The sequence below is a fragment of the Neorhizobium sp. T6_25 genome (assembly GCF_002968555.1).
Taxonomy (GTDB): domain Bacteria; phylum Pseudomonadota; class Alphaproteobacteria; order Rhizobiales; family Rhizobiaceae; genus Neorhizobium.
Map to the genome: position 1 here is coordinate 25,900 of NZ_PVBL01000007.1, position 25,472 is coordinate 51,371.

The window sequence follows — 25,472 nt, forward strand, 5'->3', positions numbered from 1 at the left end:
TCCGCAATTCGTCTTCGCAAGGACATTCATACGATTTTCTGGTTTGCTTCCTCACGGGAACATCAACGGCGAAAGCCAAAACTGAGAGGAACGCTGAATGCGTGTCGGATGCCCGAAGGAAATCAAAAACCATGAATACCGCGTGGGGCTGACGCCCGGCGCGGTACGGGAATATGTGGCCCACGGCCACGAAGTGCTGATCGAGACCAAGGCAGGCGCTGGCATCGGCGCGGATGACGGCGCCTATGCGGCAGCCGGGGCCAGGATCGTCGGTTCGGCCAAGGAAATCTTCGAAAGATCCGATATGGTCGTCAAGGTCAAGGAACCGCAGCCCTCCGAATGGGTGCAGCTCCGCGACGGCCAGCTTCTCTATACCTATCTCCATCTTGCGCCCGATCCGGAACAGACCAAGGGTCTGCTCGCGTCCGGCGTCACCGCCATCGCCTACGAGACCGTCACCGACGATCGCGGCGGGCTGCCGCTTTTGGCGCCGATGTCGGAAGTCGCCGGCCGTCTGGCGATCCAGGCGGGCGCCACCGCGCTGCAGAAGGCCCATGGCGGCCGCGGCATCCTGCTCGGCGGCGTGCCCGGCGTGCTGCCGGCCAAGGTCGCCGTCATCGGCGGCGGCGTCGTCGGCCTGCATGCGGCCCGGATGGCTGCCGGCCTTGGCGCCGACGTCTCGATCATCGATCGGTCACTGCCGCGCCTGCGCCAGCTCGACGACATCTTCAACGGCCGCGTTCACACCCGTTATTCGACGATCGACGCGGTGGAAGAGGAAGTCTTCTCAGCCGACCTGATCATCGGCGCCGTGCTGATACCCGGTGCCGCCGCTCCAAAACTGGTCAGCCGCGAAATGCTTTCGGGCATGAAGCAGGGCGCGGTCATGGTCGACGTCGCGATCGATCAGGGCGGCTGCTTCGAGACCTCGCATGCAACGACCCATTCCGAGCCGACCTACGAGGTCGACGGCATCATCCATTATTGCGTGGCCAACATGCCGGGCGCGGTGCCGGTGACCTCTGCGCATGCGCTGAACAATGCGACGCTGCAGCACGGGCTGGCGCTGGCCGACCGCGGCCTGCGGGCGATCGCCGAAGACAGGCACCTGCGCAACGGCCTCAACGTTCATCGGGGCCGGGTAACCAACAAGCCGGTCGCGGAAGCGCTCGGCTACGAGGCCTTCGCTCCGGAAAGCCTGCTCAGCGTCGCGTAACCGGAAGTGCCGCGGACCGGCTGAGACACTTTAGGGGCTGAGAGACGCCGGGCGCTTCGCGTCCGGCGTTTTTCTGTGTTCAAAATCAATACGATATGATTTAGATATATCTAAGTCATTGACGGAGTATGTGGCGTGCCTATCTTTAGATATATCGAAAGACAGTCTAAGGAGATTAAAATGTTCAAGCACAGGTTCGATGGACGTAATGGCTGCAGCGAACGCGGCGGCCGCAAAGGGTTGGAGGAAGTGTTCGCCGCCCGCGGCGGCCCGTTTGGTGGAGGATTTGGACGCGGCGGTCGGGGTGGTCCCGGCGGCGGCCGCGGTTTCGGCGATGACGGCGATGGCCGGATTGGCCGCTTCCTGATGCAGGGCGACCTGCGCCTCGTCGTATTGGCGCTGATCGAGAAGGAGCCGCGCCATGGATACGAGATCATCAAGCATATCGAGGATCTCACCTACGGCTTCTACGCGCCGAGCCCCGGCGTCATCTACCCGACGCTGACCTATCTCGAAGAGGCCGGCTATGTCGTCGCCGAGGCGGACGGCAACAAGAAGCGCTATGCGATCACCGACGAAGGCCGCAAGTATCTCGACGAGAACCGCAGCTTTGCCGCGACGATCCTCGATCGGCTGTCGCAGCTCGCCGAGCGCATCAAGCAGCGGCAGGAGCGCCACGAGCGCGGCCGCGAAACCGGCCCGTCATTGCCGCGCAGCGTCGATTCCGCCATGCTCAACCTTCGCGAGGTGATTGGCCGCAAGCTCGAAGGTGACGAAAAGAAGGGCAGCGAGATCGTCAAGCTTCTGCTGCAGATCGCCGAAGACCTGGAGCGGCGCGAGAGCTGAGCCCGCTCCATTCCCTCATGGCGCGCCGGTCCGACGATCGGCGCGCCATCGTTCTTATGTAGCGGCCGCTCCGCTACGACCCCCGAATCTTTTGCATGGAAGGATCAGTTTTCGGCGATCACGTCGAGCAGTGCCTGTGTGTCGTAGTAGAACGGAATGCCCTCGACGAGAAGCCCGTCCCGAAAATGCAGCCGCTCGCAAAACGGCTGTGTTACGGTCTTTCCGCTGCCGCGTGATACCACCGTCAGCTTGCAAGACAGGTAGATCCGCCCCTGCGACCCTGCAACATCGAGTTCGTCGATGCTCATGTCGCTCCATACGTCATTCATTCTCGCCATCAGCTCGGCAATTCCCTCTATGCCCGCCCAGTCACCCCGATAGGGCAGGGATTGTGGCTCGCGGACGAGCACGTCCACCGCAAATGCGCGCGTCAATGGCCGGAGGTCCTTCCTGTCGGAATTCAGGAAGGCCATCTCCACGGAGAACATGCGCTCGACAATGGTCCTGGGTGTCATCTCAGTCATTCACGCCTTCTTTCAGATCGCCAGAGTCGCGTCAGCGAACGCTGGCACCTCGACCTTGTCGATCCGGCACTGGTAGCAATTGTTGCGGGCCGAGCGGACATGCACATAGGCGATGTCGTCGCGGGCGAGCAGTTCCTCGGCGCGCGAGGCGATCCTCTCGGTCGGCGTCACCGCGCCGCTGCCATAGACGATCCGGTCGTCCCGTCCGTAGCCGCGGACGATATAATCCGTGCTCGCCAGCATCGGCGGCAGGACCTCTTCAGCCGCGTAACGCCGGCACGACTGCTTGTGCAGGAAGATCGGGCCGGTTTCCGCATAGGGCTGCAGTTCGGGGAAGGGCCGGTAGGCGAGAACCAGCAATTCCTCGCCGGCATCGATATTCTTGAGGCAATGGCGGCAGGGATAACCGGGTCCGTCGGACGTCATCGTTTCGGGCTGGCGTCCGTAGGCGTCTGCGCCGCCCTGCCAGAGATGCTCGGCATCGGCGGCGGGCATGGCTTTGAAGGAAATGGTCATCGGGCTCTCCTGTGTGCGTGTTGCACAAGAGATGCGCCTGCAGGACCCGTCTCGCCACCCGATACTTGCCTCCGGTCAAGAATATGAAATCCGTGGCGCCAGCGGGCTGTATCAGTTGCCTTTGGGCGGCGAGCGTATGATGTTTTCCGCGGCGATGCTGGAGCTCGACCAGTCGGTGAAGGTTTCAGCCATCAGCCGCGATGCTTCGATCTCGATTCGGTCGCCTGTCCGCGTGGGCTGGTTCTGGTCGTTCCAACTCCGCTGCAGGGTACCGCGATAGCTCCTGTTGTCGAAGGGGGAGATGTACGTGAAGGAGATGAACGTTTCTTCGGATACGTGCGACCCGAACTGCCGCCGCACCGCGCCGCAATCCGAGCTCCATTTGCGCGGTGGTTCGAAAAAGGGCATCTGCCGACGCGGCGGCCACTTCGAACAAAGGACTTCGACCCCGTCGATGCCGACCGTTTGCGGAATGTAGAGGGTGATCCTGACCACCCACCAGGAGATAAATAACAGGAGGACGACGAGCATCATCACCACCAAAGCGATCAGCATCGCCTTGGGTGAGAATCGCGACATCAGCCGTCGAGCGCTTTCAGGAGCTCGGCATCCGTCATCGGCGGAACCAGTGCTTCATAGGTCGAAACCGGCGAAAAACCCATCATCTGGTAGAGCTGCAGGGCGCGCGGATGGTCGAGCGTATTGGTGGTGACAGTCACTTTCAGCGGATTGTCCTGCCAGGCGGCATAGAGCGCCTGGAGCAGGAACCACTTGCCGATGCCGAGCCCGATCGCCCGCTCGAACAGGCCGAAGTAGGAGAGCTCGATGACGTCGTCGCTTTCCTTGAACAGCTCGAAAAAGCCGGCTGGCGCGCCGTTGACGTAGAGCACCGTCACGGAGGTTCGGGGATTGTGGACGGCGGCGGCAAGTTCGTCGTCACCCATGCGCAGGCGCTTGTACCAGTGCCAGCGCTTGCCCACCTGCCGATAGAGATAGCGATAGTAGTGAAGCGGGATTTCGGGGGCGCGGATGATCGCCGTCTGGATATTGACCGGCACGGCCAGGCTTGTTTTCGGCGGTGCGGTCATTTCCAGGCTGGTGACATGGGCTTTCAGCGGAGCGGGTTTCCTCGCCATGGTGCTCACGCCGCTTTCGGCGAGGGCGGGCCGGTCACCACAGGCGTATCCTGCCGGCTGCCCCATTCGGTCCATGAACCGTCATAGAGCGCGTTGTCCTCATGGCCGAGGGATTCGAGCGCCAGCGTGATGATCGCGGCGGTGATGCCGGAGCCGCAACTGGTCACCACCGGCCGGCCGAAATCGATGCCGGCATCCTCGATCGCCTTTTGCAGCTCGGGCAGCGAACGCAGCTTGCCTTTGACCGAGAACGTGCCGGACGGAAGACTGAGCGCGCCCGGCATATGACCGGAACGCATGCCGGCGCGTGGCTCCGGATCGGTGCCGGCGAAACGGCCGGCCGGCCGCGCATCGGCGATCTGGCGCGTGCCGTCGCTGACGATCGACAGCATGGTCTGGAAGTCGATCACCTTGTCGACCCGGAAATTCGGGGTGAAGGTGACGGGCTCGGGCGAGGGGACGGTCGTTTCGAGGGGCCGACCCTCGGCCTTCCAGCCGTCGATGCCGCCGTCAAGCACGAAGACCTGCCTTGCACCCATGATCCGGAACAGCCACCAGCCGCGCGGAGAGGAGAAGATGCCGGGACCATCATAGATGACGATCCGATCGTTTTCACGGATGCCCATGCGGCCGACGGTCTCGGCAAACACGTCCGGCGCCGGCACCATATGCGGCAGGCCGGTCGAGTGATCGGCAACCTTGTCGTGGTCGAAGCGGATGGCGCCGGGAATGTGCCCGGCTGCGTATTCGGCATCCGCGTCGCGGTTCTGCGCGGGAAGATAGAAGGAGGCGTCGAGGATCTTGAGGTCGGGGCTGCCGAGCTCGTTGTGAAGCCACTCGGACGAAACGACGAAACGGCTGGTTTCACTCATGTCATATCTCCTTTGGGCCGATATATCAGGCCTCTGCGCCGGGCTCGCCGAACCGGATGCGGAACCGGCGGTTTTCCTTGCCCTTCTTCTCGATCTTGGCGATATGAATCGCCCCGACCTCCTGCGTTTCGGAGACATGTGTTCCACCGCAGGGCTGGCTGTCAACGCTGGAATTTTCGCCTATGCAGACGAGGCTGACCCGCCCGAGACCCATCGGCGGGCGCACGTTCTTCGACTTGACGATGCCCGGATTGGCGGCAAGCTCCTCGTCGGTGATCCACTGCACGTAGACGGGGTGGTTCTGGCCGACGAGCTCCATCAGCTTGGCGGTTACCTCCTGCCTGTCGATCGTGTCGGTCATGTCGAAATCGACGCGCGACTCCTCTTCGCCGACGGCGGCCCCGGTGATCGGATACTGGCAGACGACGGAGAGAAGATGGCAGGCGGTGTGCATGCGCATCAGCTTGTAGCGGCGCTGCCAGTCGATATGCATGACCAGATTTTCGCCAACCAGCGGCTGGGCTTCACCTTCCAGGGGCACGTGGAGGACGATATCCTTGGTGGCGCCGTGTCTGGTCTGCCCAAGCTGGATTTTCGTGCCGTCGGCGCGTTCGAGAAAGCCTGTATCGCCGGGCTGACCGCCGGACGCGGCATAAAAACAGGTGCGATCCAGCTCGATGCCGCCGTCCTCGTGGATGGCCGTCACCACCGCTTCTGCTGTCGATAGATAGAAGTCGTCGCGGTAGAGAGCTTCAACGGGCATGGATCACTCGGTTCTTTGAAGGGTATCAGACCGTCTGGAAGGGAATGTCGATCTGCCGCTTCTGCGTCAGCCATGCCGGTACCGGCAAGCCCTTGGATTTCAGGAAATCAGGGTTGAAAAGCTTGGACTGATAGCGGTTGCCGTAGTCGCAAAGCACCGTCACAATCGTGTGGCCGGGGCCAAGATCCCTGGCGAGGCGAACGGCGCCGGCGATGTTGATGCCGGTCGAGCCGCCGAGGCAGAGGCCTTCGTGCTCGACTAGGTCGAAGATATAGGGCAGCGCTTCCGCATCCGGGATCTGGTAAGCGAAGTCCGGCTTGAAACCTTCGAGATTGGCGGTGATGCGGCCCTGGCCGATGCCCTCGGTGATCGAATTGCCTTCCGACTTGAACTCGCCATGGGCGTAGAATTCATAAAGGGCGGCACCTTCCGGATCGGCAATGCCGATCTTGATGTCCGGGTTGCGGGCCTTGAGGCCGAGGGCGACGCCGGCAAGCGTACCGCCTGAGCCGACCGCACAGATGAAGCCGTCGACCTTGCCGCCGGTCTGCTCGAAGATCTCGGGCGCCGTGGTCTGGACATGGGCTTCGCGGTTGGCGACGTTGTCGAACTGGTTGGCCCAGATCGCGCCGGCGGGTTCGGTCCTTGCAAGCTCCTCGGCAAGGCGGCCTGAGATTTTCACGTAGTTGTTCGGGTTCTTGTAAGGGACGGCGGGAACCTCGACCAGTTCGGCACCGAGCAGTTTCAGCGCGTCCTTCTTTTCCTGGCTCTGGGTTTCCGGGATGACGATGACGGTGCGATAGCCGAGCGCCTTGGCGACCACGGTCAGGCCGATGCCGGTATTGCCGGCCGTGCCTTCGACGATGACGCCGCCGGGGCGCAGGAGCCCCTTCTTTTCAGCGTCGCGGATGATGTAGAGCGCTGCCCGATCCTTGACCGATTGGCCGGGGTTCAGGAACTCCGCCTTGCCGAGGATGTCGCAGCCGGTCGCTTCGGAAGCGCCGTTCAGCCGGATGAGGGGCGTGTTGCCGATCACGTCGAGGACGGAGGAATGGGAGGTCATCGGGGGTGCCTTCTTGTTCATCGCACATGTAAACAGGGTCTTTTCGGCGGACAAGGACCCGGAGGCAAGAAATTCTGTTTCCGGAAAGGGTTTGCCCCCGTAAAATCCGTCTTTCCGAGGACGGATCTGCGGTTGCGAGGGGGCGGGTGAAGGAGGGTTCGAAGTGCCGTCCTCTAATGTATCGATAAGCCCTTAAAAAAATCGGCCCTATTATATTGGAAGTAGTAATCCAAATTTCTCTCCATGCGTATAGACGTACAGTTAAAGCAGAGACGAAACCGCTTTAGGCGACGAATTGACCCCGCTTTGACCGGATTTTTGCATAAAACTGGCATTTTGGACATGCTGCGGAACCTTGAACGGCTGGATCTCCTGATCGCGCATTACGTGTCCGGCTCACTTCCGGAGCCGGCTCACGTTCTCGTCGGTTCGCATCTGGAAATGCAGGCGTCGGCCGCGAAACTGGCCGGTCTGATGGAGGGCTTTGCGGGCGAGATCCTTCATATGACCCCGCCAATGGCATTGTCGGCCCGCGAGCGACGGTTGGCTGAGATCTTCGCCTCTGCCGCGCCAGCGGAGCCTCCTGCCAGGATTTTCGAAAAATCGGAATTTCCCGCGCCGCTGCGTGCCTATGCGGGCACGGACCTTGCCGATATCAGATGGAAAACGAAACTCCCGGGACTGCGCCATCACGTCATCGAAAGGTCGAAGGATGTCGAGGCGAGCCTTTTATGGGTCCGGTCGGGGAGGGCGCTGCCCCAGCACGGCCATCAGGGGCTTGAACTGACCCTGGTGCTCGACGGCGAATTTCACGACCATCGCGGCAATTTCGGCAAGGGTGATGTCTCGATCGCGGACGAAATGCTGAACCACCGGCCGATCGCGGGCAAGCGCGGGCCGTGTCTCTGTTTTTCCGTGCTGTTCGCGCCGATCGCCCTTTCCGGCTCCACCCTCCGGCTTTTCGGCGATCTCATCGGTCTCTGAACCATCAAGGCCGGCGACCGCCAGCCATTCGTTCAGTTCAGGTGCAGTTGCGCTTCGCTGACCGCTTCTTCGAATTGCTGGCGCGCTTCCTCCGGCGACCTGCGCCCATCGAGCGCTGCCCGGCAGACGCTGCGCGCCTTGACAAAGTGTGGTCCGCGCATATCCGGCCACCGATCCGTCAGGAGCGCGAGCGCCTCGAACGGTCCGTTGATGACCTCAGTACCGAGTTGCCCGAAGGCGACGCGCACCGGTTTTTGCCAACTTGCCTGCGGCATCTTTTGTTTCCTCCCTGGATACCAACCTTGAAAAACGACGAAGCGAGCAATTGGTTCCGTCGGATTCCAAAAAAATCATCGGCAGGCGATAGCCAAAAAACAAGCCGCCGTACCTTTCGATACGACGGCTTTCGGTCAGCAATACGGAGGCAATTATTCGACGACCTGAACCACAGTGTGGGTGCGCGGATCGACGATGACGCGCTGCTGGTTGACGACCGCATAAGCGTAGGTCGGCGATTCCGGGATAGGCGTCAGCATGACCTGCTGCGGGATAGGCTGGCCCACGACGACGCGCTCCCGAACCACCACGGACTGCTGGACAGGTTGCTGGCGCACATAGGTGACGACGCGTTCCGGCGGCGGATCGATCGCCGTGCCGGCCACCGCGCCGACCACGCCGCCCACGGCAGCGCCGACCGGACCACCGACGATTGCACCGGTAACCGCACCGCCCACGGCACCGTTGACCGTGCTCTGCTGGGCCATGGCGCCGGTCGCGAGGAGGCCGATCGCGGTGGAGAGAATGATGAGCTTTTTCATGGTCACTTCCTTTCGGTTGAAGTGGCCGGAGAACGTGGCGGCATCATCTTTCGTTCCGCCGCGATGGGCGCGCCGGACTTAAGTCCTAGTAGGACAGCTTGGGATACCAGTGCGGCGCCCGGCCTTCCGGGGTAGAGTCGAGAATCGTCCAGATCGGCATCAGATCGGGTGCGCCGCGCGGGTCCTGGCCGGGGTCGGCGGTGGCTCCGCCCATCTCACCGCTCCAGAAATGCCGTATGGTTCCATCCCGGCGGGTGAATACGTTGAAGGCCGCGTCATCGCTGCCGTCCTTGCCGAGCGCATGGTAATCCCGGCTGAACTCGCCGCTCGTATCCGAATAGAGCGGCAGATGATGCCAGCCGCGCTCGCGTTTGAAATCGGTGAGGCGCTGCAGCGGCGAGCGTGCGACGACCGCGAACGCGACGCGCTGCCGGATGTCGGGAACTTCTCCATCCCAGGAAGAGAGCAGCGAGGTGCACATCGGACACGGCCGCTCCCGCTCCGGGCCGAACATATAGCTGTAGATGACCAGCGTTTCCTTGTCCGCGAACAGCTCCTCGAACGAGATCGTGCCGTTCATGCCCTCGAACGTGTAGTTCTTCGGCACATGCCCGCCCGGCGGCAGGTGGCGTCGCTGCTCGGCCACGCGCTCGATATGGCGGCGGAGCTCGATTTCCTCGGCAAGAAGTGCATCCCGCGCCTCCCTATATGCGGCGCTTTCGTTCGGGAAGTGCACGCCGTTCTTTCTCGCAAGTTCGACTGCTGGTGTGAGGCTCTGCATATCCATGACATTCCTCCGTCTGTAATGGTCGGGCAGGAGACTTGATCTTGCCCCCACTGATATAGTCGCCAAATTGTGGGCGAACACGGGCTCGCCCACACAAAGGACGTGCGCCGGCGGTCTATTCCGACAGCCGCGTGGGAAAAGTGAACCGGAACTGGGGGAGCAAGATGTCAGGGCGATTTCTGATCGAGGGACCGGAAGACGCATGTCTCACGATCCTGCTTGCGCACGGCGCAGGCGCGCCGATGGATTCGGCATCGATGACGGCTGCGGCGAAAGCCCTGTCGGCCAAGGGTTTTCGCGTCGTGCGTTTCGAGTTCGGCTACATGGCGGCGCGCCGTACCTCCGGCGATCGCAAACCGCCGCCGCGGGCCGAGACGCTTAATCCCGAATACAAGGCGGCGATCGCCGAACTCGACGCGAAGGGACCCCTGATCATCGGCGGCAAGTCGATGGGCGGCCGGGTGGCGAGCATGATCGCCGACGAGCTTTACACGGAGGGCATGATCGCCGGCCTGTTGTGCCTTGGTTATCCGTTCCATCCTCCGGGAAAACCGGAGCAGCTCCGCACCCAACATCTCAAGGGGCTCAGAACCCCGGCGCTGATCTGCCAGGGAACCCGCGACGAATTTGGCACCCGCGAGGAAGTACCCGGCTACGAACTCTCCAGAGCCATCGAAATTCTCTGGCTGGAGGATGGCGACCACGACCTGAAGCCGCGCAAGACGATCTCCGGATTTTCAGCCGCCGACCATCTCGCGACGATGGCGGAAACCGTGCTGGCCTGGACTGCACGGTTGGAGCCCTGAACAGGCCCCAAGCCCCGACATCCGCAGGCCAGGGGGCGTTCGAATGCTGTCGCCGGAGCTGGTCATCGCCAGGCCACAAACTTCCTATTTGATGTTACGAACTATTTAGTACAAAATAGTGTCGCTGATGCCGGCTCGAAGCGGGAGGTCGCTCGCCGGTGCATCTGAGGAGCCTCTTCGGTCACGTTCCGAGGAAATGGGAGGGAGCGCATGAAAACGTCGATAGCCACGGTTTCGATCAGCGGAGAGCTGCCCGAGAAGCTGGAAGCGATTGCCAAGGCCGGTTTCGATGGAGTGGAGATCTTCGAGAACGATTTCCTCGCCTTCGACGGCAGCCCCTCGGATGTCGGGAAAATGGTCCGCGATCATGGCCTGGAGATCACGCTGTTCCAGCCGTTCCGTGACTTCGAGGGCATGCCCCCCTCGCATCGGAGCCGCACCTTCGATCGTGCCGAACGCAAGTTCGACGTCATGCAGGAACTCGGCACCGACCTTGTCCTCGTCTGCTCCAACGTCTCGCCGGTCTCCCTCGGCGGCATTGACCGGGCGGCGGCCGATTTCCACGAACTCGGCGAACGGGCCGCCAGGCGCGGGTTGAGGGTGGGCTATGAGGCGCTCGCCTGGGGCCGGCATATCAACGACCACCGCGATGCCTGGGAAATCGTGCGGCGTGCCGATCACCCGAATATCGGGCTGATCCTCGACAGCTTTCACACCCTGTCGCGCAAGATCGACATCAATTCGATCCGCTCCATCCCCAAGGACAAGATCTTCATCGTCCAGCTTGCCGATGCGCCGCTGATCGACATGGACCTGCTCTACTGGTCACGACATTTCCGCAACATGCCGGGCGAGGGCGATCTGCCGGTGACGGCCTTTACCACCGCGATCGCCGAGACCGGCTACGACGGTTATTTCTCGCTGGAAATCTTCAACGACCAGTTCCGCGGCGGCTCGAGCCGGGCGATTGCCGATGACGGCTACCGCTCGCTGATCTATCTCGGCGACCAGGTGCGGCGCAACCCGAACGCGTCGGGCCTGACGGTTCGCGACATGCCGGACCGCGCGGCGGTCAAGGGTGTCGGTTTCGTGGAATTCTCCTCCGACGAAAAGGATGCGGCCGATCTTGCCGCGATCCTTCGAACGCTGGGTTTCCGCAAGACGGCCGTGCACAAGTCGAAGAAGGTCAGCCTCTACAGCCAGGGCGATATCCGTCTCCTTGTCAATACCGATGAAAAGGGGTTTGCCAACGCCTCGTTTGCCGTCCACGGCACCTCGGCCTATGCGATGGCCCTCGTCGTCGAGGATGCCGGGCAGGCGTTCGAAAGGGCGGTGGCGCTCGGGGCTGAACCGTTCCGGCAGCAGGTGGCGGAGGGTGAGGTGGATATACCGGCGATCCGCGGCGTCGGCGGCGGGCTTGTCTACCTGATCGACGACAAGAGCAATCTCGGCCGCTTTTCCGAGATCGATTTCCAGCCCGTCAACGAAGAGGGCGAAGCCGAGGTGGCGCCGGCGCATCTCAGGCATGTCGATCATATCGCCCAGACCGTCGCCTACGAGGAAATGCTGACCTGGCTGCTCTTCTACACCTCGATCTTCGAGACGCAGAAGACGCCGATGGTCGACATTATCGATCCGGCCGGCGTAATACGCAGCCAGGTGGTCGAAAACGCCTCCGGCACGCTGCGGATCACCTTGAACGGCGCCGAGAACCGCCGCACGCTGGCGGGTCATTTCATCGCCGAAAAATTCGGATCCGGCGTCCAGCATCTCGCCTTCCAGACCGACGACATCTTTGCGACGGCCGCGGCGCTGCGCAAGAACGGTTTCAAGCCGCTTGCCATCTCGCCCAACTACTATGGCGACGTCGAAGCCCGCTTCGGCCTCGATGCGGAGCTTTCGGAGCGGCTGAAGGAAGAGAACATCCTCTACGACCGCGACGAGCACGGCGAATATCTCCAGCTCTACAGCATGACCTATGGCGAGGGTTTCTTCTTCGAGATCGTCGAACGGCGCGGTTATCGCGGCTACGGCGCCCCAAATGCCATCTTCCGGATCGCGGCGCTGAAGAGGGCGCTTCGCCCTGAAGGCATGCCGAGGATTTAAAACGGTGCGGGACAGTTCTGTCACCAGCTGGTGATGCCGGGTTGGGCCGCGTTCCGCTCGACCTATTGCCGTGTCTGGACGGCTCTCGGGCAGACGCCGAAATGGCCGCCTTCCATGTGGACGAAGGCGACGCCGCCCTCTTCGAAGGCGAGGCGCAGCTGCGCCTCCGTCGCGCGGTGCAGGTCGTGCCGGCTACCCTCGTAATCACGGATGGTGCTGCGCGACACGCCCGACCGGTCGGCGAGATCGGTCTGCGTCCAATCCAGAAACCCACGGGCGGCGCGACACAAAGCCGGCGTCAAAATTGCGTTCTTTGCGGCTTGACCCATCTCACCAAACTGCCCATATTGGTCAACATCTCCCATATATGGCAATTTGGATTCGATTGCTAGATGGAGCATTCGCAGGCATCTTCGCATCAGGCGCTGGGCGAAGCGCAGCACATGGAAAGGCCGGAGCATTGGGATAACGTCAGGACCATATCTTCTTCTTTTCCTGCTGGTCCTGCCTTTTCTCGGAAGCCTGGTCTCCGTATCTCTGCTGCGAACCCGTTCGCGCGTCCTGCCGTCCTGGGTGGCCGGCGCCACCGCGCTCCTCTCCCTGTTGATCGTCGCGTCCTTCTATCCGAGCGTCACCAATGGCGGCGTGCTGCGCTTCGAGGGCACTTGGCTGCCGCAACTCGGCCTCAACTTCACTCTTCGGATGGACGGTTTCGCCTGGCTCTTTTCCATGCTGATTGCCGGCATCGGCTTTCTCGTGGTCGTCTACGCCCGCTACTACATGTCGGAAGACGATCCGGTCCCGCGCTTCTTCTCCTTCCTTCTCGCCTTCATGGGCGCGATGCTCGGCATCGTCATCTCAGGCAATGTCATTCTGCTGTCGGTGTTCTGGGAACTGACCAGCATCTTCTCCTTCCTGCTGATCAGCTACTGGCACAACAATGCCGCGGCCCGGGACGGCGCCCGCATGGCGCTGACGATCACCGGGATCGGCGGTTTCTGCCTGCTGATCGGGCTGCTGCTACTCGGCAACATCGTCGGCAGCTACGACCTCGACAAGATATTGGTCGCCGGCGATGTCATCCGCGGCCATTCCCTCTATGTGCCGGCCCTGGTCTTCATCCTGCTCGGCGCATTGACCAAGAGCGCCCAGTTCCCCTTCCATTTCTGGCTGCCCCACGCCATGTCGGCGCCGACCCCGGTCTCGGCCTTCCTGCATTCGGCGACCATGGTGAAAGCGGGCGTCTTCCTGCTGGTGCGCTTCTGGCCGGTGCTCTCCGGTACCTATGAATGGTTCTACCTGGTCGGTCTGGCCGGCATCATCACGCTGGTGCTCGGCGCCTATTTCGCGATGTTCCAGCAGGACCTGAAGGGCCTGCTCGCCTATTCGACGATCAGCCATCTCGGCCTCATCACCACGCTCCTGAGCCTCGGCAGTCCGCTCGCGACCGTCGCGGCGATCTTCCACATGGTCAACCACGCGACCTTCAAGGCGTCGCTGTTCATGGCCGCCGGCATCATCGACCACGAGACCGGCACGCGCGACATGCGACGATTGAGCGGGCTTTTCCGCTATCTGCCGATCACCGGCACGCTTGCCATGGTGGCGAGTGCCGCGATGGCTGGCGTTCCTCTGCTGAACGGCTTCCTGTCGAAGGAAATGTTCTTTGCGGAAGCGGTCGAAACCCATGCGGATTCCATTCTCGACCGCATCCTGCCCTATGTGGCGACGCTCGCCAGTGCCTTCAGCGTCGCCTATTCGCTGCGCTTCATCCACACGGTGTTCTTCGGACCGCCGCCGACGGATCTGCCGAAACCGAAGCCTCATGAGCCACCGCGCTGGATGCGCTTTCCCATCGACCTTCTCGTCGTCGCCTGCCTGATCGTCGGGATCATTCCGGCGATTTCGATCGGACCTTTCCTGCATACTGCCGTCGTCAGCGTGCTGGGTCCGGAGACCCCGGAATACAGCCTTTCCATCTGGCACGGCGTCAACCTGCCGCTGATCATGAGCGCGATTGCGCTGATCGGCGGCACGCTGCTCTATCTCTCGCTCCGCAAATATCTCGCGACCTGCGAGGACGGCCCGCCGATCCTGCGCAACCTCAGGGGCCAGCGCATCTTCGAGCGGGTCCTCGTGGAGGTGTCCTGGCGCTGGGCCCGCACGCTCGAACGGCGCTTCGGCACCCGCAATCTGCAGCCCCAGCTCCGCTGGGTGGTGGCGACCGGTTTCCTCGCCGGGCTCCTGCCGCTCTATCTCTCCGGTTTCGAAACCCGCGACATCACCTTTTCCGGCATCGACCCAGCCTTCGCCGCGATCTGGCTGCTTGGCATCTGCCTCGCCTTCGGCACCGCATATCTCGCCAAATACCATCGCCTTGCAGCCCTCGTCATGCTCGGCGGCGTCGGGCTGATCGTCTGCATCACCTTCGTCTGGCTCTCGGCGCCGGATCTGGCGATCACCCAGCTCCTCGTCGAGATCGTCACCACCGTCCTCATCCTTCTCGGCCTGCGCTGGCTGCCGAAGCGGACGGAAGGACTGGCCGAGTCCATCACGCTGCGCGCCCGTTTCCGCCGCTTCCGGGACCTGGCGCTCGCCGTCGTCTGCGGCATCGGCATGACCTTCATCGCCTATGCCGTCATGACCATGCCCGTGCCGGATGCGATCGCCAACTACTTCCTCGAAAACGCCTATTCGCAGGGCGGCGGGCGCAATGTCGTCAACGTCATCCTGGTGGATTTCCGCGGCTTCGATACGCTCGGCGAGATCGCCGTGCTCGGCGTCGTGGCGCTGACGGTGTTCGCGCTGCTTCGCCGTTTCCGGCCTGCCGACGACAGCATGGACTTGCCGGAGCAGCAGCGGATCCAGAACAGTTTCGATGAGGATCGTCCGGAGCGCTCGGCCGGCGATACGGTGCGTGACTATCTGCTCGTCCCCTCGGTCATCATGACCTGGCTGTTCCCGGTGATCATCACCTTCGCCGTCTATATCTTCATGCGCGGCCACGATATGCCGGGCGGCGGTTTCTCGGCGGGGCTGACGCTGTCGATCGCATTCCTGCTGCAATATCTGGCCGGCGGCACGCGCTGGGCGGAAGATCGGCTGCGCATTCTGCCGCTGCGCTGGATGGGGGCGGGCATACTCACCGCCTCGGCGACGGGCATCGGCGCCTGGTTCTTCGGTTACCCGTTCCTGACCTCGCATTTCCAGTATGTCGAGCTGCCGCTGATCGGCAAGATGCCGGCCGCCACGGCGCTGCTCTTCGATCTCGGCGTGTTCTCGCTTGTGGTCGGTTCGACGGTCCTCATTCTCGTGGCGCTGGCGCACCAGTCGATCCGCATCAACCGCCTGCGGGCGATCGATGCGGCCAGGTCGGAGGAGGGCTGATGGAACTCGTTCTTGCCACCGCAATCGGCGTGATGGCGGGCTGCGGCGTCTGGCTGATCCTGCGCCCGCGCACCTATCAGGTCATCGTCGGCCTCTCGCTTCTCTCCTATGCCGTCAACCTGTTCATCTTCGGCGTCGGCGGCGTGAAGACCAACGTTCCGCCGATCCTCGTCGACGGCGTTCCCAATTCGACGCTCGCCGATCCGGTGCCGCAGGCGCTGGTGCTGACGGCCATCGTCATCGGGTTTGCGACGACCGCGCTGTTCCTCGTCGTACTGCTGGCCTCCCGGGGTCTGACAGGCACCGACCATGTCGACGGTAGGAACGATCCGAGATGAGCGGCTGGACCCACCACCTCATCATCGCGCCGATCCTTGTGCCGCTGGTCGCCGCCGCACTCCTGCTGTTCTTCGACGAGCGCCGGCGCGTCGTAAAGGCGATGATCAGCCTCGCCTCGACGCTGATCCTGGTTGCGGTCTCGCTCTCGCTTCTGCGGATCGAAAGCGGCCCGAACGATTTTGACGGCGTCTACCTTCTTGGAAACTGGGCGGCGCCGTTCGGCATCGTGCTGGTTCTCGATGCGCTGTCGGCGCTGATGCTGCTGCTGACGGCGCTGCTCTCGGTCGCGGCGCTGGTCTTCTCGCTGGCCCGCTGGCATGCGGTCGGCGCGCACTTCCACACCATGTTCCAGCTTCTGCTGGTGGGGCTGAACGGTGCCTTCCTGACCGGCGACCTGTTCAACCTCTTCGTCTTCTTTGAGGTGATGCTGGCGGCGTCCTATGGATTGCTGCTGCACGGTTCCGGCCCGCTGCGCGTCAAGGCGGGCATGCATTATATCGCCGTCAACCTCGCCGCCGCACTTCTGTTCCTGATCGGCGTGAGCCTGATCTACGGCACCGCCGGCACGCTCAACATGGCCGATCTTGCAGCCCGCATTCCCGATATCGAGCCGGACCGGCGGATGCTGATGGAAGCGGGAGCGGGTGTGCTCGGCATCGCCTTCCTCATCAAGGCGGGCATGTGGCCGCTCTGCTTCTGGCTGCCGACCGCCTATAGCGCCGCCTCGGCCCCGGTCGCCGGCATATTCGCGATCATGAGCAAGCTCGGCATCTACATCATCCTGCGGCTGACCATGCTGCTCTTCGGCGAAGGACCTTCCGCCGGTTTCGGTGCGGACGTGCTTCTCTACGGCGGCATCGCGACCCTGATCTTCGGCACGGTCGGCGTGCTGGCGTCGCAGGCGCTGGGAAGGCTTGCCGGTTTCTCGGTTCTGGTCTCGTCGGGCACGCTGCTGATGGTGCTCGGTATCAATGACGGGGCGATCTCGTCCGGCGCGCTGCTCTACCTCGTCAGCTCGACGCTGACGATCAGCGCCTTCTTCATGCTGATCGAACTGGTGGAACGCGGCCAGGATGCCGGTGCGATCGTGCTTGCTGTCACCATGGAGGCCTATGGCGACGCGGACGACGACGAGCCGGAGGAGGGCGACGGCGTCACCATGCCGGGCACGATGGCAATCCTCGGCATCTGCTTTGCCGCCTGCGGTATCCTGCTCTCCGGCCTGCCGCCGCTTTCCGGCTTTATCGCCAAGTTCGCGATGCTGTCGGCGATGATGGGGACGGGGGCAATCGGCGTGCCGCCGACGGCGGCCGTCTGGGTTCTGGTCTTCCTCGTCATCCTCTCCGGCATCGCAGCACTGATTTCGATGACCCGCGCCGGCATCCGCACCTTCTGGAGTTCGCTCGAGGGAACCGTGCCGCGCGTCCTCGTCATCGAGATCGTGCCGGTGATGTTCCTGCTTTTCCTGACGCTGGCTCTGACTGTCCAGGCCGGACCGGCGATGCAGTACATGGACACCACGATCCGCAGCCTCAGCGACCCGAGGATCTATATCGACGCAGTGCGCAACGCAGCGCCCGTTGCCGATTATGACGGTGTCTCCTCGACCAACGCAGGGAGCAAATGATGCTGCCCTATCCGCTGCTCACCTTGTCGCTGATCCTGATGTGGCTGCTGCTCAACGGCTTCACGCCCGGCCATCTCGTGCTTGGCGTCCTGGTCGCCGTCTTCGCCTCCTGGGCGATGGCCTCGCTGCGCCCGGACAAGCCGAGGCTCGTCAAATGGTACCTGCTGCCGAAGCTGTTCGGGATCGTGCTCTACGATATCGTCAAATCGAATATCGCGGTGACGCGGATTATTCTCAGGAGCGGCCGGCGCAGCCACAATCCGGGCTTCCTGACCGTCCCGCTGGACATCGAGAACCACACAGCGATTGCGGTACTCGCCGTGGTGCTGACCAGCACGCCGGGCTCCGCCTGGCTGGAATACGATTCCAACGACCGGACAGTGCTGCTGCATGTGCTCGATATCGACAACGAGGCGGAGTGGCGGGACACGATCAAGAACAGGTATGAGAAGCTGCTGATGGAGATATTCGCATGAGCGCCATCATTCTCTTCAGTGCGGTCTCGCTCGCCCAGCTGATGCTGGCGGCGGCGATGGCGATCGCCTCGCTGCGCATGTTCCGGGGCCCGAGGGCGCAGGACCGCATCATCGGCCTCGACACCCTCTACATCAACGCGATGCTGCTCCTGGTGACCTTCGGCATCGGCACCGGCAGGGTAATCTATTTCGAGGCGGCGTTGGTCATGGGCATGCTGGGCTTCGTGGCGACTGTGGCGCTCGCGAAATTCCTGATGCGCGGGGAGGTGATCGAATGATGCAGTCTGCCGCCGACATGCCCGTCTGGGCAGCGATTGCAGTCGCGTTTTTCCTGCTGATCGGCTCCGGCCTGGCGCTGATCGGTGCGATCGGCTTCCTGCGCCTGCCGACCTTCTACGAGCGCATCCACGCACCGACGCTCGGCACCAGCTGGGGGATCGGCGGCGTCATGCTGGCCTCGATGATCTTCTTCACGGTATCCTCGGGGCGCCCGGTCTTCCACGAACTCCTGATCGGCATCTTCGTCACGGTGACGACGCCGATCACCTTCATGCTTCTGGCTCGCGCCGCTCTCCACCGCGACCGTGCGGAAGGCAATGGCAATGTTCCGGACAAGCCGAGCAGGAGCCAGCCCGCCGGCGAGGCTTTTGGCGAGAGCGATCCCCGGAGGGGGTAGGGCGCTCCAACTGGTCGACGAAGGTGGGCGGCAATCGTCGACATCTCCTGTCTGCGGGCAGCAGTGCGATGTCCGCTTTTTTTCTAATGACAGACTCACTGAGCAACAATACACAGTCAATCCAGGACTAACTATCGGACGTCACGGATGAAGACTTGGAAGCCTGACCTCACCCGCAGCCGCTCCCCGCGCTACATGGCCATCGCCGATGTCATCGAGATGGATTTGCGGAGCGGCAACCTCGTGATCGGTGATCGGTTGCCGCCGCAGCGCGAGCTGGCCAAGGTGCTCAACGTCGACTTCACCACCGTGGCGCGCGGCTATCTGGAAGCCCAGAAGCGTGGTCTGGTCAGTTCGCATGTGGGGCGCGGCACTTTCGTGACCGGCGGTGCCGACAAGGAGCGCCGTGGTTTCGTCTCCGACGCCGCGCCGGATCCGCGCCGGGCCTCGATCGTTGATTTTTCCATGAACATGCCGCCGGAGCCGGACGATCCGGAACTGATTGCCCGGATGCAAGGCGGGTTGACCACCGTCGCCACCAACCTGGTGCCTTTGCTGCGTTATCAGAGTTTCGGCGGTGCCGGCGTCGACAAGGAGGCGGCGGCGGTTTGGCTCGGCAGGCGCGGCCTGGTTCCGTCGCAGGAGCGTATCTTCCTCACCCCCGGCGCGCATCCGGCGCTGCTGGCGATCTTCGGCATGCTGGCAAAGCCGGGCGAGACGGTGCTGTCGGAGAACATCACCTATCCCGGTATGCGCTCGATCGCCGCGCAACTGCGGTTGACCCTTGTCGGCCTGCCGATGGATGAGGAGGGCATTCTGCCGGCAGCCTTTGCCGAGGCCTGCGAGAAGAAGAAGCCGAAGGCACTCTATCTCAATCCGATCCTGCAGAACCCAATGACGCTGACCGTTCCGGAACGGCGTCGCGAGGAGATCTGCGCCGTGGCGCGAAAATATAGCGTGCCGATCGTCGAGGACGATGCCTACGGCTTCATTCCCCTGCGCGCCCCGGCACCGCTGGCGGCGATAGCTCCGGACCTGACCTGGCATGTCGGCGGGCTTTCCAAATCTCTCGGCGCCGGCCTCAGGCTCGCCTATGTCGTCGCCCCGGATACCAGGGCCGCGTGGCCCTTCGTCAGCGCCATGCGCGCCAACAACGTCATGGCGTCGCCGCTGTCGGCAGCGCTCGCCACCCGTTGGATCGAGGATGGCACGGCCGACAACATCCTGCACTTCGTCAGGGCCGAAGCGATGGCCCGCCAGGCGCTGGTCGCAAACATACTGCCGGAGGGCAGCTATCGCGGCGACCCGCTCAGCTTCAACATCTGGCTGCCGTTGGCACAGGGCTGGACCCGCTCGACGTTCGGCAGCCACATGCGTTCCGCCGGCATCGGCGTTGTGGCGAGCGACGCCTTCTGCGTCGACGGCCCGGCTCCGGAAGCGGTGCGCGTATGCCTCGGCGGCCCCATCCAGCGGCCTGCGCTCGAGGCCGCCCTGGAATTCATGGGACATGCGCTGCAAAGCTCGCCCGAAATGGCCGGCTCCTTCTTCTGATCTCTCCTCTCTGCGATCCGTGGCCGGAATGCCTGCGGCATTCTGGCTAATCGACTCATTGAATGCATCAATCTATATAATGACTGCAATCAATAGACGATTTGATCGCTTTGCTCCCAAGGACGATGATCATGGATCACGAATGGCCTCCTCTCCCTCCCATGCAGACCGGTATCCGCGGGCGCTGCCCGCGTTGTGGTCAGGGGCATCTGTTCAACGGCTTCCTGACGCTCAGCCGGAAGTGCGAAGCCTGCGGACTGGATTATTCCTTCGCCGATCCCGCCGACGGCCCGGCCTTCTTCGTGATGTGTTTTGCCTGCGTGCCGAGCGTGCTTCTCGGCGTCTGGCTGGAAGTGCAGTATCAGCCGGCCTGGTGGGTGCACCTGCTGGTGACGTTGCCCTTCATGCTTCTCACCTGCATCCCGCCGCTTCGACCGCTGAAGGGTTGGCTGGTGGCGAGCCAGTATTTCTACAAGGCGGAAGAAGGAAAGCTGGTGAGACGCGCCAGCTAGCTGGCATCATTTGCCGAGATTGACTGGAGCGTCGAGGAAAGCTTTCAATTCTCTCGCGGCCGCGCCACCCGCCCGGTTCGCCCCGATCGTCGAAGCGGATGGGCCGTAGCCGACCAGGTGGATGCGCGATTCCTTGGCGACCTGCGTCGCCAGCCGACCGGTCATCAGGATACCGCCGCTCGGCTCGCGCAGTTGCAGCGGGGCGAGGTGATCGAGCGAGCTGCGAAAACCCGTACACCAGAGGATCACGTCGGTCCGCTGTTCGGAGCCGTCAGCCCAGCGTATCCCGTGGTCGGTGATTTCGGAAAACATCGGCAGCCTTTTCAGTGCGCCCCGTTCGCGCGCCGCCTGGATCGCCGGCGTAACAGGCAAGCCGGTCACCGAAACCACGGAACCCGGCGGAAGGCCTTGGCGGACACGATCTTCCACGAGCGCTACGGCGGCACGTCCGACCTCCGGGGTGAAGGGCTCGTCGCGGAATTGCGGCTCGCTTCGCGTCACCCAAGTGGTCGAGGTGACGCGGGAGATCTCGTCGAGCAACTGGATCGCCGAAATCCCGCCGCCGACTACGACGACATGCTGGCCGGCAAATTCCTCGGCAGCGCGATAATCCCGCGTATGGAGTTGCCGCCCATGGAAACGGTCAGCTCCGGGATAGTCGGGAATGTAGGGCGATTCCCATGTGCCGGTGGCATTGATCAAGCCTCGTGCCGAAAAGGCACCGCGGTCGGTTTCGACCCTCAACCGATCGCCCCTGGGGCAGGCGACCGTTACCTTGACGGGACGATGGACGCGCAGATCGAATGCGGCTTCGTAGGCCGCAAAATATTGCGGCACGGCGACCGACGCCTTAACCAGATTGGCTGACGTATCGACCACCTCCTCGAACCGCATTCCGGGGAGGTCATGCACGCGGTTGGCGGTGGCCAGCGTCAAAGAAGGCCAGCGAAACTGCCAGGCACCGCCAGGCTCCGGAGACTGGTCGAAGACCACGAAATCCCTGTCCGGCGCAAGGCCGAGCTTGCCCAGGTGATAGGCCGAGGACAGGCCAGCCTGGCCGGCTCCGATCACGACGATATCGACCTTGACTGTCACCCGGGCGTGCTCGGGTCCTTTGTCAGCGAGGTGATCCGGTTCGGTGTCTGCAGCCATGCGGAATATCCATGCCATTGACGGGGCGAGGGGCGGGTAGACGAGGCTTATACGCCCGTGAAAGATGCTTCAAGCAAAACGGGCCGCGGGGGCGCCGGGAGAATTGCCGGGCCTCAACTCATATAGGGACACCCATGGTCGAGCGCCGCAGGTGCTCGCTCTGGCCGCCGGACCTGTGCCATAGTGCGGTCCTTCCGACGAAAGCGATTCCATGCCACCGACCCCAGACCGCATCGATCCCCTGTTTGACAGACAAGGCACGAGAAACCCGCTCGACGTGCTGAAGCGCGTTTACGGCTATTCATCGTTCCGGGGCAAACAAGCGGCTGTCGTCGAACAGGTCGTATCGGGCGGCGATGCCGTGGTGCTGTTTCCGACCGGTGCGGGCAAATCGCTCTGCTTCCAGATCCCCGCCCTCTGCCGCGACGGCGTCGGCATCGTGGTTTCGCCGCTGATCGCGCTGATGCGCGACCAGGTGGAGGCGCTGAAGCAGCTCGGCGTGCGCGCCGCCGCCCTCAATTCCTCGCTGACGCGCGAAGAATTCGTCGACGTCCGCCGGGGGATCGCCAACGGTGATCTCGATCTCCTCTACGTGACCCCCGAGCGCATCGTCACGCCGGCCTTCAAGGAAATGATCGGCAATGCGAAGATTGCATTGTTCGCGATCGACGAAGCGCACTGCGTCTCGCAATGGGGCCATGATTTCCGCCCGGAATATCGCGAGCTCGGCCATCTCGCGGAATATTATCCGGGCGTGCCGCGCATGGCGCTGACGGCGACCGCCGATCCCCACACCCGCGAAGATATCATCGACAAGCTCGCGCTCCGCTCGGCCGAAGTGTTCACCACCTCCTTCGATCGACCGAACATCGCGTATGAGATTGTCGAGCGGGACCAGCCGCGCCAGCAGCTGCTGCGTTTTCTCTCCCGCTACAAGGGCTCGAGCGGCATCGTCTATTGCCTGTCGCGCGCCAAGGTCGAGGATACGGCAGAGTGGCTGAACGGGCAGGGAATTCGCGCGCTCGCCTACCACGCCGGCATGGATCGCAGCATGCGCGATGCCAATCAGGACGCGTTCCTGAAGGAAGAGGACCTCTGCCTGGTCGCCACCGTCGCCTTCGGCATGGGCATCGACAAGCCGAACGTGCGTTATGTCGCCCATCTCGATCTGCCCGGTTCGGTCGAGGCCTATTATCAGGAGACCGGCCGCGCCGGTCGTGACGGGCTACCGTCCGATGTCTGGATGGCCTATGGCATGGCCGATGTCATCCAGAGGGGCCGGATGATCGACGGCGGCACGTCGGGCGACGATATCAAGCGCGTCGAGCGCGCCAAGCTCAATGCGCTGCTCGGCATCTGCGAAACGCCGGGCTGCCGCCGGCAGGCGATCCTCGCTCATTTCGGCGAGGTGCATGGTGGTGAGTGCGGCAACTGCGACACCTGCCTCAAGCCGGTCGAAACCTGGGATGGAACCGACGCCGCCATCAAAGCGCTGGCGGCGATCTACCGGACTGGCGAACGTTTCGGCACAGGCCACCTGATCGACGTGCTGCTCGGGAACCGGAACGAGAAGACCACGCGCTTCGGCCATGCGGACATGCCGGTTTTCGGGGCCGGCAAGGATATTCCGTCGAAGACCTGGCAATCGGTCTATCGCCAGCTCCTCGCGGCGGGCTTCGTCAGTGTCGATCATGAGGCGTTCGGCGCGCTGAAGCTTGAAGAGGGCGCGCGCGCCGTCTTCAAGCGCGAACGCGAGGTCCGCTTCCGCAAGGACCGCCCGACGACGGGCAAGGCATCGCGAAGCGCATCGCCGAGCGCGGCAAATGCAAGATCCGCGCTGGAAGGGTCCGATGCCGAACTCTTCGAGGCGCTACGGGTCGCGCGGCTCGCGATCGCCAAGGAGCTTTCGGTGCCGCCCTATGTCGTTTTTCCGGATACGACGCTGGTCGCCTTTGCGACCGCCCGTCCGACGAGCCGCGACGCGCTGCTCGGCATTTCCGGCGTCGGACAATCGAAGCTTGAGCGGTATGGCGACACCTTCCTGGCGGTGATCCGGGCGCACGAGAGATAGGCCCCAACCGCGTATCAGTAGAACGTCGAGTGGAAAGGCGTGACCGCAGCTCCCATCGCTGATGCGTCGCTGGCGATTTCCGAAATGATCAGCTTTGGACTGGGGCGCGGTACGCCATAACGAGGGCGTCCGAAAATCTCCGTCCGGTCGATCATCATCTGCGCCAGGTCCGGCGGCACCTGCCCGCCAAAGACGATCGCCTGGGGATCGAAGATCGCCGAGATGGCATTGACAAGGCGGTTGTAGGCCGGCGTGATTTCATTCACCCATTCGGCGACACCGGGCCATTGCGGATCAAAATTCCGGCGCATGTAAGTGATGGAGGGCACATCGACGCCATTGCGAACAAGCCGCTCGATGAGCAGCTGTAGCGCTGGTCGCCGCTGGTTTTCCTCTTGGTTGTAGATGCCTGAAAACTCGCCGGCATTGCCATTGCCGCCCAGCAGCAATTCACCATCGCTGACCAGCCCGCCGCCGAAACCGTAGTTGAAGCTGAGATAAGCGAAATGCTTGACGTAGCGGCCGGCACCGAACATCGACTCGGCGATGGCACCGGTATTGGCGCCGTTGTGCACCCAAACCGGCTTGCCGAAAAACTCCGCCAGCAGCGGACCGAGTTCGATCAGCGACCATTCATGCAGCGGCAGGGGCGCGTTGTAGCGGGTTCCTCCGACATGATAGCCCGCTATCGCAAAGCCGATGCCGAAAAGAGCCTCCGGGGACAGGTCGTTGAGTTTCTGTGCCTCCACGAGCCGTGTCCTGACCAGATCGAGAGACTGCGCCATCGTGTGTTCGCGCAGCGTCACGCTGCTTTCGGAGAGGATATTGCCGGCAAGGTCCATCAGGCAGATGCCGATAACGTCGGTATTGACCGAGATGCCGCAGGAATAGGCGTAGCGGGCGTTGAGGCGGATCGTCGGGCTCGGTTGCCCGCGGCCGACGCCAGGTTTTGGAGAGCCGAGCAAGACGACGCCGCGTTCCGCCAACTGGTCGATGATCCGATAGACCGATTGCTGGGTGAGGTCGGTATGATCGGTGACTTCGGATCGTGAAAGGCCGGGATAACGCCAGATGAGTTTGAGCAGGCTGCGCTCGTTCGGCGAAACGACGCCGTTTTCACCCGTGCGCAGGAACTGGGGCGGGATCAGAGCTTCGGGAAAATAGGCCACTGATCCACCTCCGTCGCCACAATTACCATGGAGGTGTAATAATTGCGGTTGCACACCGCCGTCTACCTCGCGTTT

Annotated in this window: 27 protein-coding genes; 14 read left to right on the plus strand and 13 right to left on the minus strand. The window is 62.9% G+C overall.

Features of this window, described 5'->3' with window-relative positions; genetic code table 11:
* The first annotated feature begins 97 nt into the window (after positions 1 to 97).
* Together ald and C5L10_RS11295 are read left to right on the plus strand one after the other, a co-directional pair.
* Positions 98 to 1,216, plus strand: coding sequence for an alanine dehydrogenase (gene ald / locus C5L10_RS11290; protein WP_105429765.1), 1,119 nt, complete (start codon positions 98 to 100; stop codon positions 1,214 to 1,216).
* Positions 1,217 to 1,396: 180 nt separating this feature from the next.
* Positions 1,397 to 2,062, plus strand: coding sequence for a PadR family transcriptional regulator (locus C5L10_RS11295; RefSeq protein ID WP_105429766.1), 666 nt, complete (start codon positions 1,397 to 1,399; stop codon positions 2,060 to 2,062).
* 104 nt (positions 2,063 to 2,166) lie between these two features.
* On the opposite strand, the gene C5L10_RS11300 is transcribed toward C5L10_RS11295, so the two are convergent.
* From C5L10_RS11300 to C5L10_RS11330, 7 genes are all read right to left on the minus strand, one after another.
* Positions 2,167 to 2,586 (minus strand): nuclear transport factor 2 family protein, encoded by a 420-nt coding sequence (locus C5L10_RS11300; RefSeq protein WP_105429767.1) that lies wholly within the window; start codon positions 2,584 to 2,586, stop codon positions 2,167 to 2,169.
* 12 nt (positions 2,587 to 2,598) lie between these two features.
* A complete protein-coding gene (locus C5L10_RS11305; RefSeq protein WP_105429768.1) occupies positions 2,599 to 3,102 on the minus strand; it encodes a DUF1203 domain-containing protein in 504 nt (167 codons plus the stop codon).
* Positions 3,103 to 3,213: 111 nt separating this feature from the next.
* Complete coding sequence (locus C5L10_RS11310; protein ID WP_172716997.1) at positions 3,214 to 3,657, minus strand: hypothetical protein; 444 nt, start codon at positions 3,655 to 3,657, stop codon at positions 3,214 to 3,216.
* A 23-nt stretch (positions 3,658 to 3,680) separates the two neighbouring features.
* A complete protein-coding gene (locus tag C5L10_RS11315) occupies positions 3,681 to 4,238 on the minus strand; it encodes a GNAT family N-acetyltransferase (protein ID WP_105429934.1) in 558 nt (185 codons plus the stop codon).
* A gap of 5 nt (positions 4,239 to 4,243) precedes the next feature.
* Positions 4,244 to 5,110 carry a 3-mercaptopyruvate sulfurtransferase gene (gene sseA / locus C5L10_RS11320; protein WP_105429770.1) on the minus strand — a complete coding sequence of 289 codons (867 nt, stop codon included), beginning with the start codon at positions 5,108 to 5,110 and terminating at the stop codon, positions 4,244 to 4,246.
* Between the two features lie 25 nt (positions 5,111 to 5,135).
* Positions 5,136 to 5,873, minus strand: a complete 738-nt coding sequence (locus C5L10_RS11325; RefSeq protein ID WP_105429771.1) for an alanyl-tRNA editing protein — start codon at positions 5,871 to 5,873, stop codon at positions 5,136 to 5,138.
* A 25-nt stretch (positions 5,874 to 5,898) separates the two neighbouring features.
* Positions 5,899 to 6,936, minus strand: coding sequence for a cysteine synthase A (locus tag C5L10_RS11330; protein ID WP_105429935.1), 1,038 nt, complete (start codon positions 6,934 to 6,936; stop codon positions 5,899 to 5,901).
* A 342-nt stretch (positions 6,937 to 7,278) separates the two neighbouring features.
* Between C5L10_RS11330 and C5L10_RS11335 the strand changes: the two genes are divergently transcribed.
* The gene (locus C5L10_RS11335) at positions 7,279 to 7,920 is read left to right on the plus strand and encodes a ChrR family anti-sigma-E factor (RefSeq protein ID WP_105429772.1); all 642 of its coding nucleotides are present in this window, start codon (positions 7,279 to 7,281) and stop codon (positions 7,918 to 7,920) included.
* Positions 7,921 to 7,952: 32 nt separating this feature from the next.
* Here the strand turns inward: C5L10_RS11335 and C5L10_RS11340 are convergent, their stop codons facing one another.
* From C5L10_RS11340 to C5L10_RS11350, 3 genes are all read right to left on the minus strand, one after another.
* On the minus strand, positions 7,953 to 8,195 hold the full coding sequence (locus C5L10_RS11340; protein WP_007772754.1) for a DUF982 domain-containing protein: 243 nt from the start codon (positions 8,193 to 8,195) through the stop codon (positions 7,953 to 7,955).
* A gap of 153 nt (positions 8,196 to 8,348) precedes the next feature.
* Positions 8,349 to 8,738: a DUF1236 domain-containing protein gene (locus C5L10_RS11345; protein ID WP_046667998.1), complete on the minus strand. Its 390-nt coding sequence runs from the start codon at positions 8,736 to 8,738 to the stop codon at positions 8,349 to 8,351.
* Between the two features lie 85 nt (positions 8,739 to 8,823).
* Positions 8,824 to 9,525 carry a DUF899 family protein gene (locus C5L10_RS11350; RefSeq protein WP_105429773.1) on the minus strand — a complete coding sequence of 234 codons (702 nt, stop codon included), beginning with the start codon at positions 9,523 to 9,525 and terminating at the stop codon, positions 8,824 to 8,826.
* Between the two features lie 164 nt (positions 9,526 to 9,689).
* Here C5L10_RS11350 and C5L10_RS11355 point away from each other — a divergent pair, with 164 nt between their 5' ends.
* A complete protein-coding gene (locus tag C5L10_RS11355; protein ID WP_105429774.1) occupies positions 9,690 to 10,331 on the plus strand; it encodes an alpha/beta fold hydrolase in 642 nt (213 codons plus the stop codon).
* A 210-nt stretch (positions 10,332 to 10,541) separates the two neighbouring features.
* Entirely contained in the window at positions 10,542 to 12,437 is a 1,896-nt protein-coding gene (locus C5L10_RS11360; protein ID WP_105429775.1) for a bifunctional sugar phosphate isomerase/epimerase/4-hydroxyphenylpyruvate dioxygenase family protein, read from the plus strand.
* Positions 12,438 to 12,499: 62 nt separating this feature from the next.
* On the opposite strand, the gene C5L10_RS11365 is transcribed toward C5L10_RS11360, so the two are convergent.
* Positions 12,500 to 12,811, minus strand: a complete 312-nt coding sequence (locus C5L10_RS11365) for a helix-turn-helix domain-containing protein (RefSeq protein ID WP_105429776.1) — start codon at positions 12,809 to 12,811, stop codon at positions 12,500 to 12,502.
* Positions 12,812 to 12,902: 91 nt separating this feature from the next.
* Between C5L10_RS11365 and C5L10_RS11370 the strand changes: the two genes are divergently transcribed.
* From C5L10_RS11370 to C5L10_RS11405, 8 genes are all read left to right on the plus strand, one after another.
* Positions 12,903 to 15,824 carry a monovalent cation/H+ antiporter subunit A gene (locus tag C5L10_RS11370; protein ID WP_105429936.1) on the plus strand — a complete coding sequence of 974 codons (2,922 nt, stop codon included), beginning with the start codon at positions 12,903 to 12,905 and terminating at the stop codon, positions 15,822 to 15,824.
* A complete protein-coding gene (locus C5L10_RS11375; RefSeq protein ID WP_105429777.1) occupies positions 15,824 to 16,162 on the plus strand; it encodes a Na+/H+ antiporter subunit C in 339 nt (112 codons plus the stop codon). Before C5L10_RS11370 ends, C5L10_RS11375 begins: the two co-directional genes overlap by 1 nt.
* Positions 16,159 to 17,790, plus strand: coding sequence for a monovalent cation/H+ antiporter subunit D (locus tag C5L10_RS11380; RefSeq protein ID WP_105429778.1), 1,632 nt, complete (start codon positions 16,159 to 16,161; stop codon positions 17,788 to 17,790). Before C5L10_RS11375 ends, C5L10_RS11380 begins: the two co-directional genes overlap by 4 nt.
* Positions 17,790 to 18,266 (plus strand): Na+/H+ antiporter subunit E, encoded by a 477-nt coding sequence (locus tag C5L10_RS11385; protein WP_105429779.1) that lies wholly within the window; start codon positions 17,790 to 17,792, stop codon positions 18,264 to 18,266. The genes C5L10_RS11380 and C5L10_RS11385 overlap by 1 nt, the downstream gene beginning before the upstream one ends.
* Positions 18,263 to 18,544, plus strand: coding sequence for a K+/H+ antiporter subunit F (locus C5L10_RS11390; RefSeq protein WP_105429780.1), 282 nt, complete (start codon positions 18,263 to 18,265; stop codon positions 18,542 to 18,544). Before C5L10_RS11385 ends, C5L10_RS11390 begins: the two co-directional genes overlap by 4 nt.
* Positions 18,541 to 18,942, plus strand: a complete 402-nt coding sequence (mnhG, locus tag C5L10_RS11395) for a monovalent cation/H(+) antiporter subunit G (RefSeq protein WP_205837042.1) — start codon at positions 18,541 to 18,543, stop codon at positions 18,940 to 18,942. Before C5L10_RS11390 ends, mnhG begins: the two co-directional genes overlap by 4 nt.
* A 147-nt stretch (positions 18,943 to 19,089) precedes the next feature.
* Positions 19,090 to 20,493, plus strand: a complete 1,404-nt coding sequence (locus C5L10_RS11400) for a PLP-dependent aminotransferase family protein (protein WP_105429781.1) — start codon at positions 19,090 to 19,092, stop codon at positions 20,491 to 20,493.
* Positions 20,494 to 20,621: 128 nt separating this feature from the next.
* On the plus strand, positions 20,622 to 21,005 hold the full coding sequence (locus C5L10_RS11405) for a DUF983 domain-containing protein (RefSeq protein WP_105429938.1): 384 nt from the start codon (positions 20,622 to 20,624) through the stop codon (positions 21,003 to 21,005).
* 6 nt (positions 21,006 to 21,011) lie between these two features.
* Here the strand turns inward: C5L10_RS11405 and C5L10_RS11410 are convergent, their stop codons facing one another.
* Positions 21,012 to 22,157, minus strand: a complete 1,146-nt coding sequence (locus tag C5L10_RS11410; RefSeq protein WP_245447978.1) for an NAD(P)-binding domain-containing protein — start codon at positions 22,155 to 22,157, stop codon at positions 21,012 to 21,014.
* Positions 22,158 to 22,368: 211 nt separating this feature from the next.
* On the opposite strand from C5L10_RS11410, the gene recQ reads away from it, so the two are divergent.
* Positions 22,369 to 24,228 carry a DNA helicase RecQ gene (gene recQ, locus C5L10_RS11415; RefSeq protein ID WP_105429782.1) on the plus strand — a complete coding sequence of 620 codons (1,860 nt, stop codon included), beginning with the start codon at positions 22,369 to 22,371 and terminating at the stop codon, positions 24,226 to 24,228.
* 14 nt (positions 24,229 to 24,242) lie between these two features.
* Here the strand turns inward: recQ and C5L10_RS11420 are convergent, their stop codons facing one another.
* Positions 24,243 to 25,397, minus strand: a complete 1,155-nt coding sequence (locus tag C5L10_RS11420) for an ROK family transcriptional regulator (RefSeq protein ID WP_105429783.1) — start codon at positions 25,395 to 25,397, stop codon at positions 24,243 to 24,245.
* Positions 25,398 to 25,472: the final 75 nt, after the last annotated feature.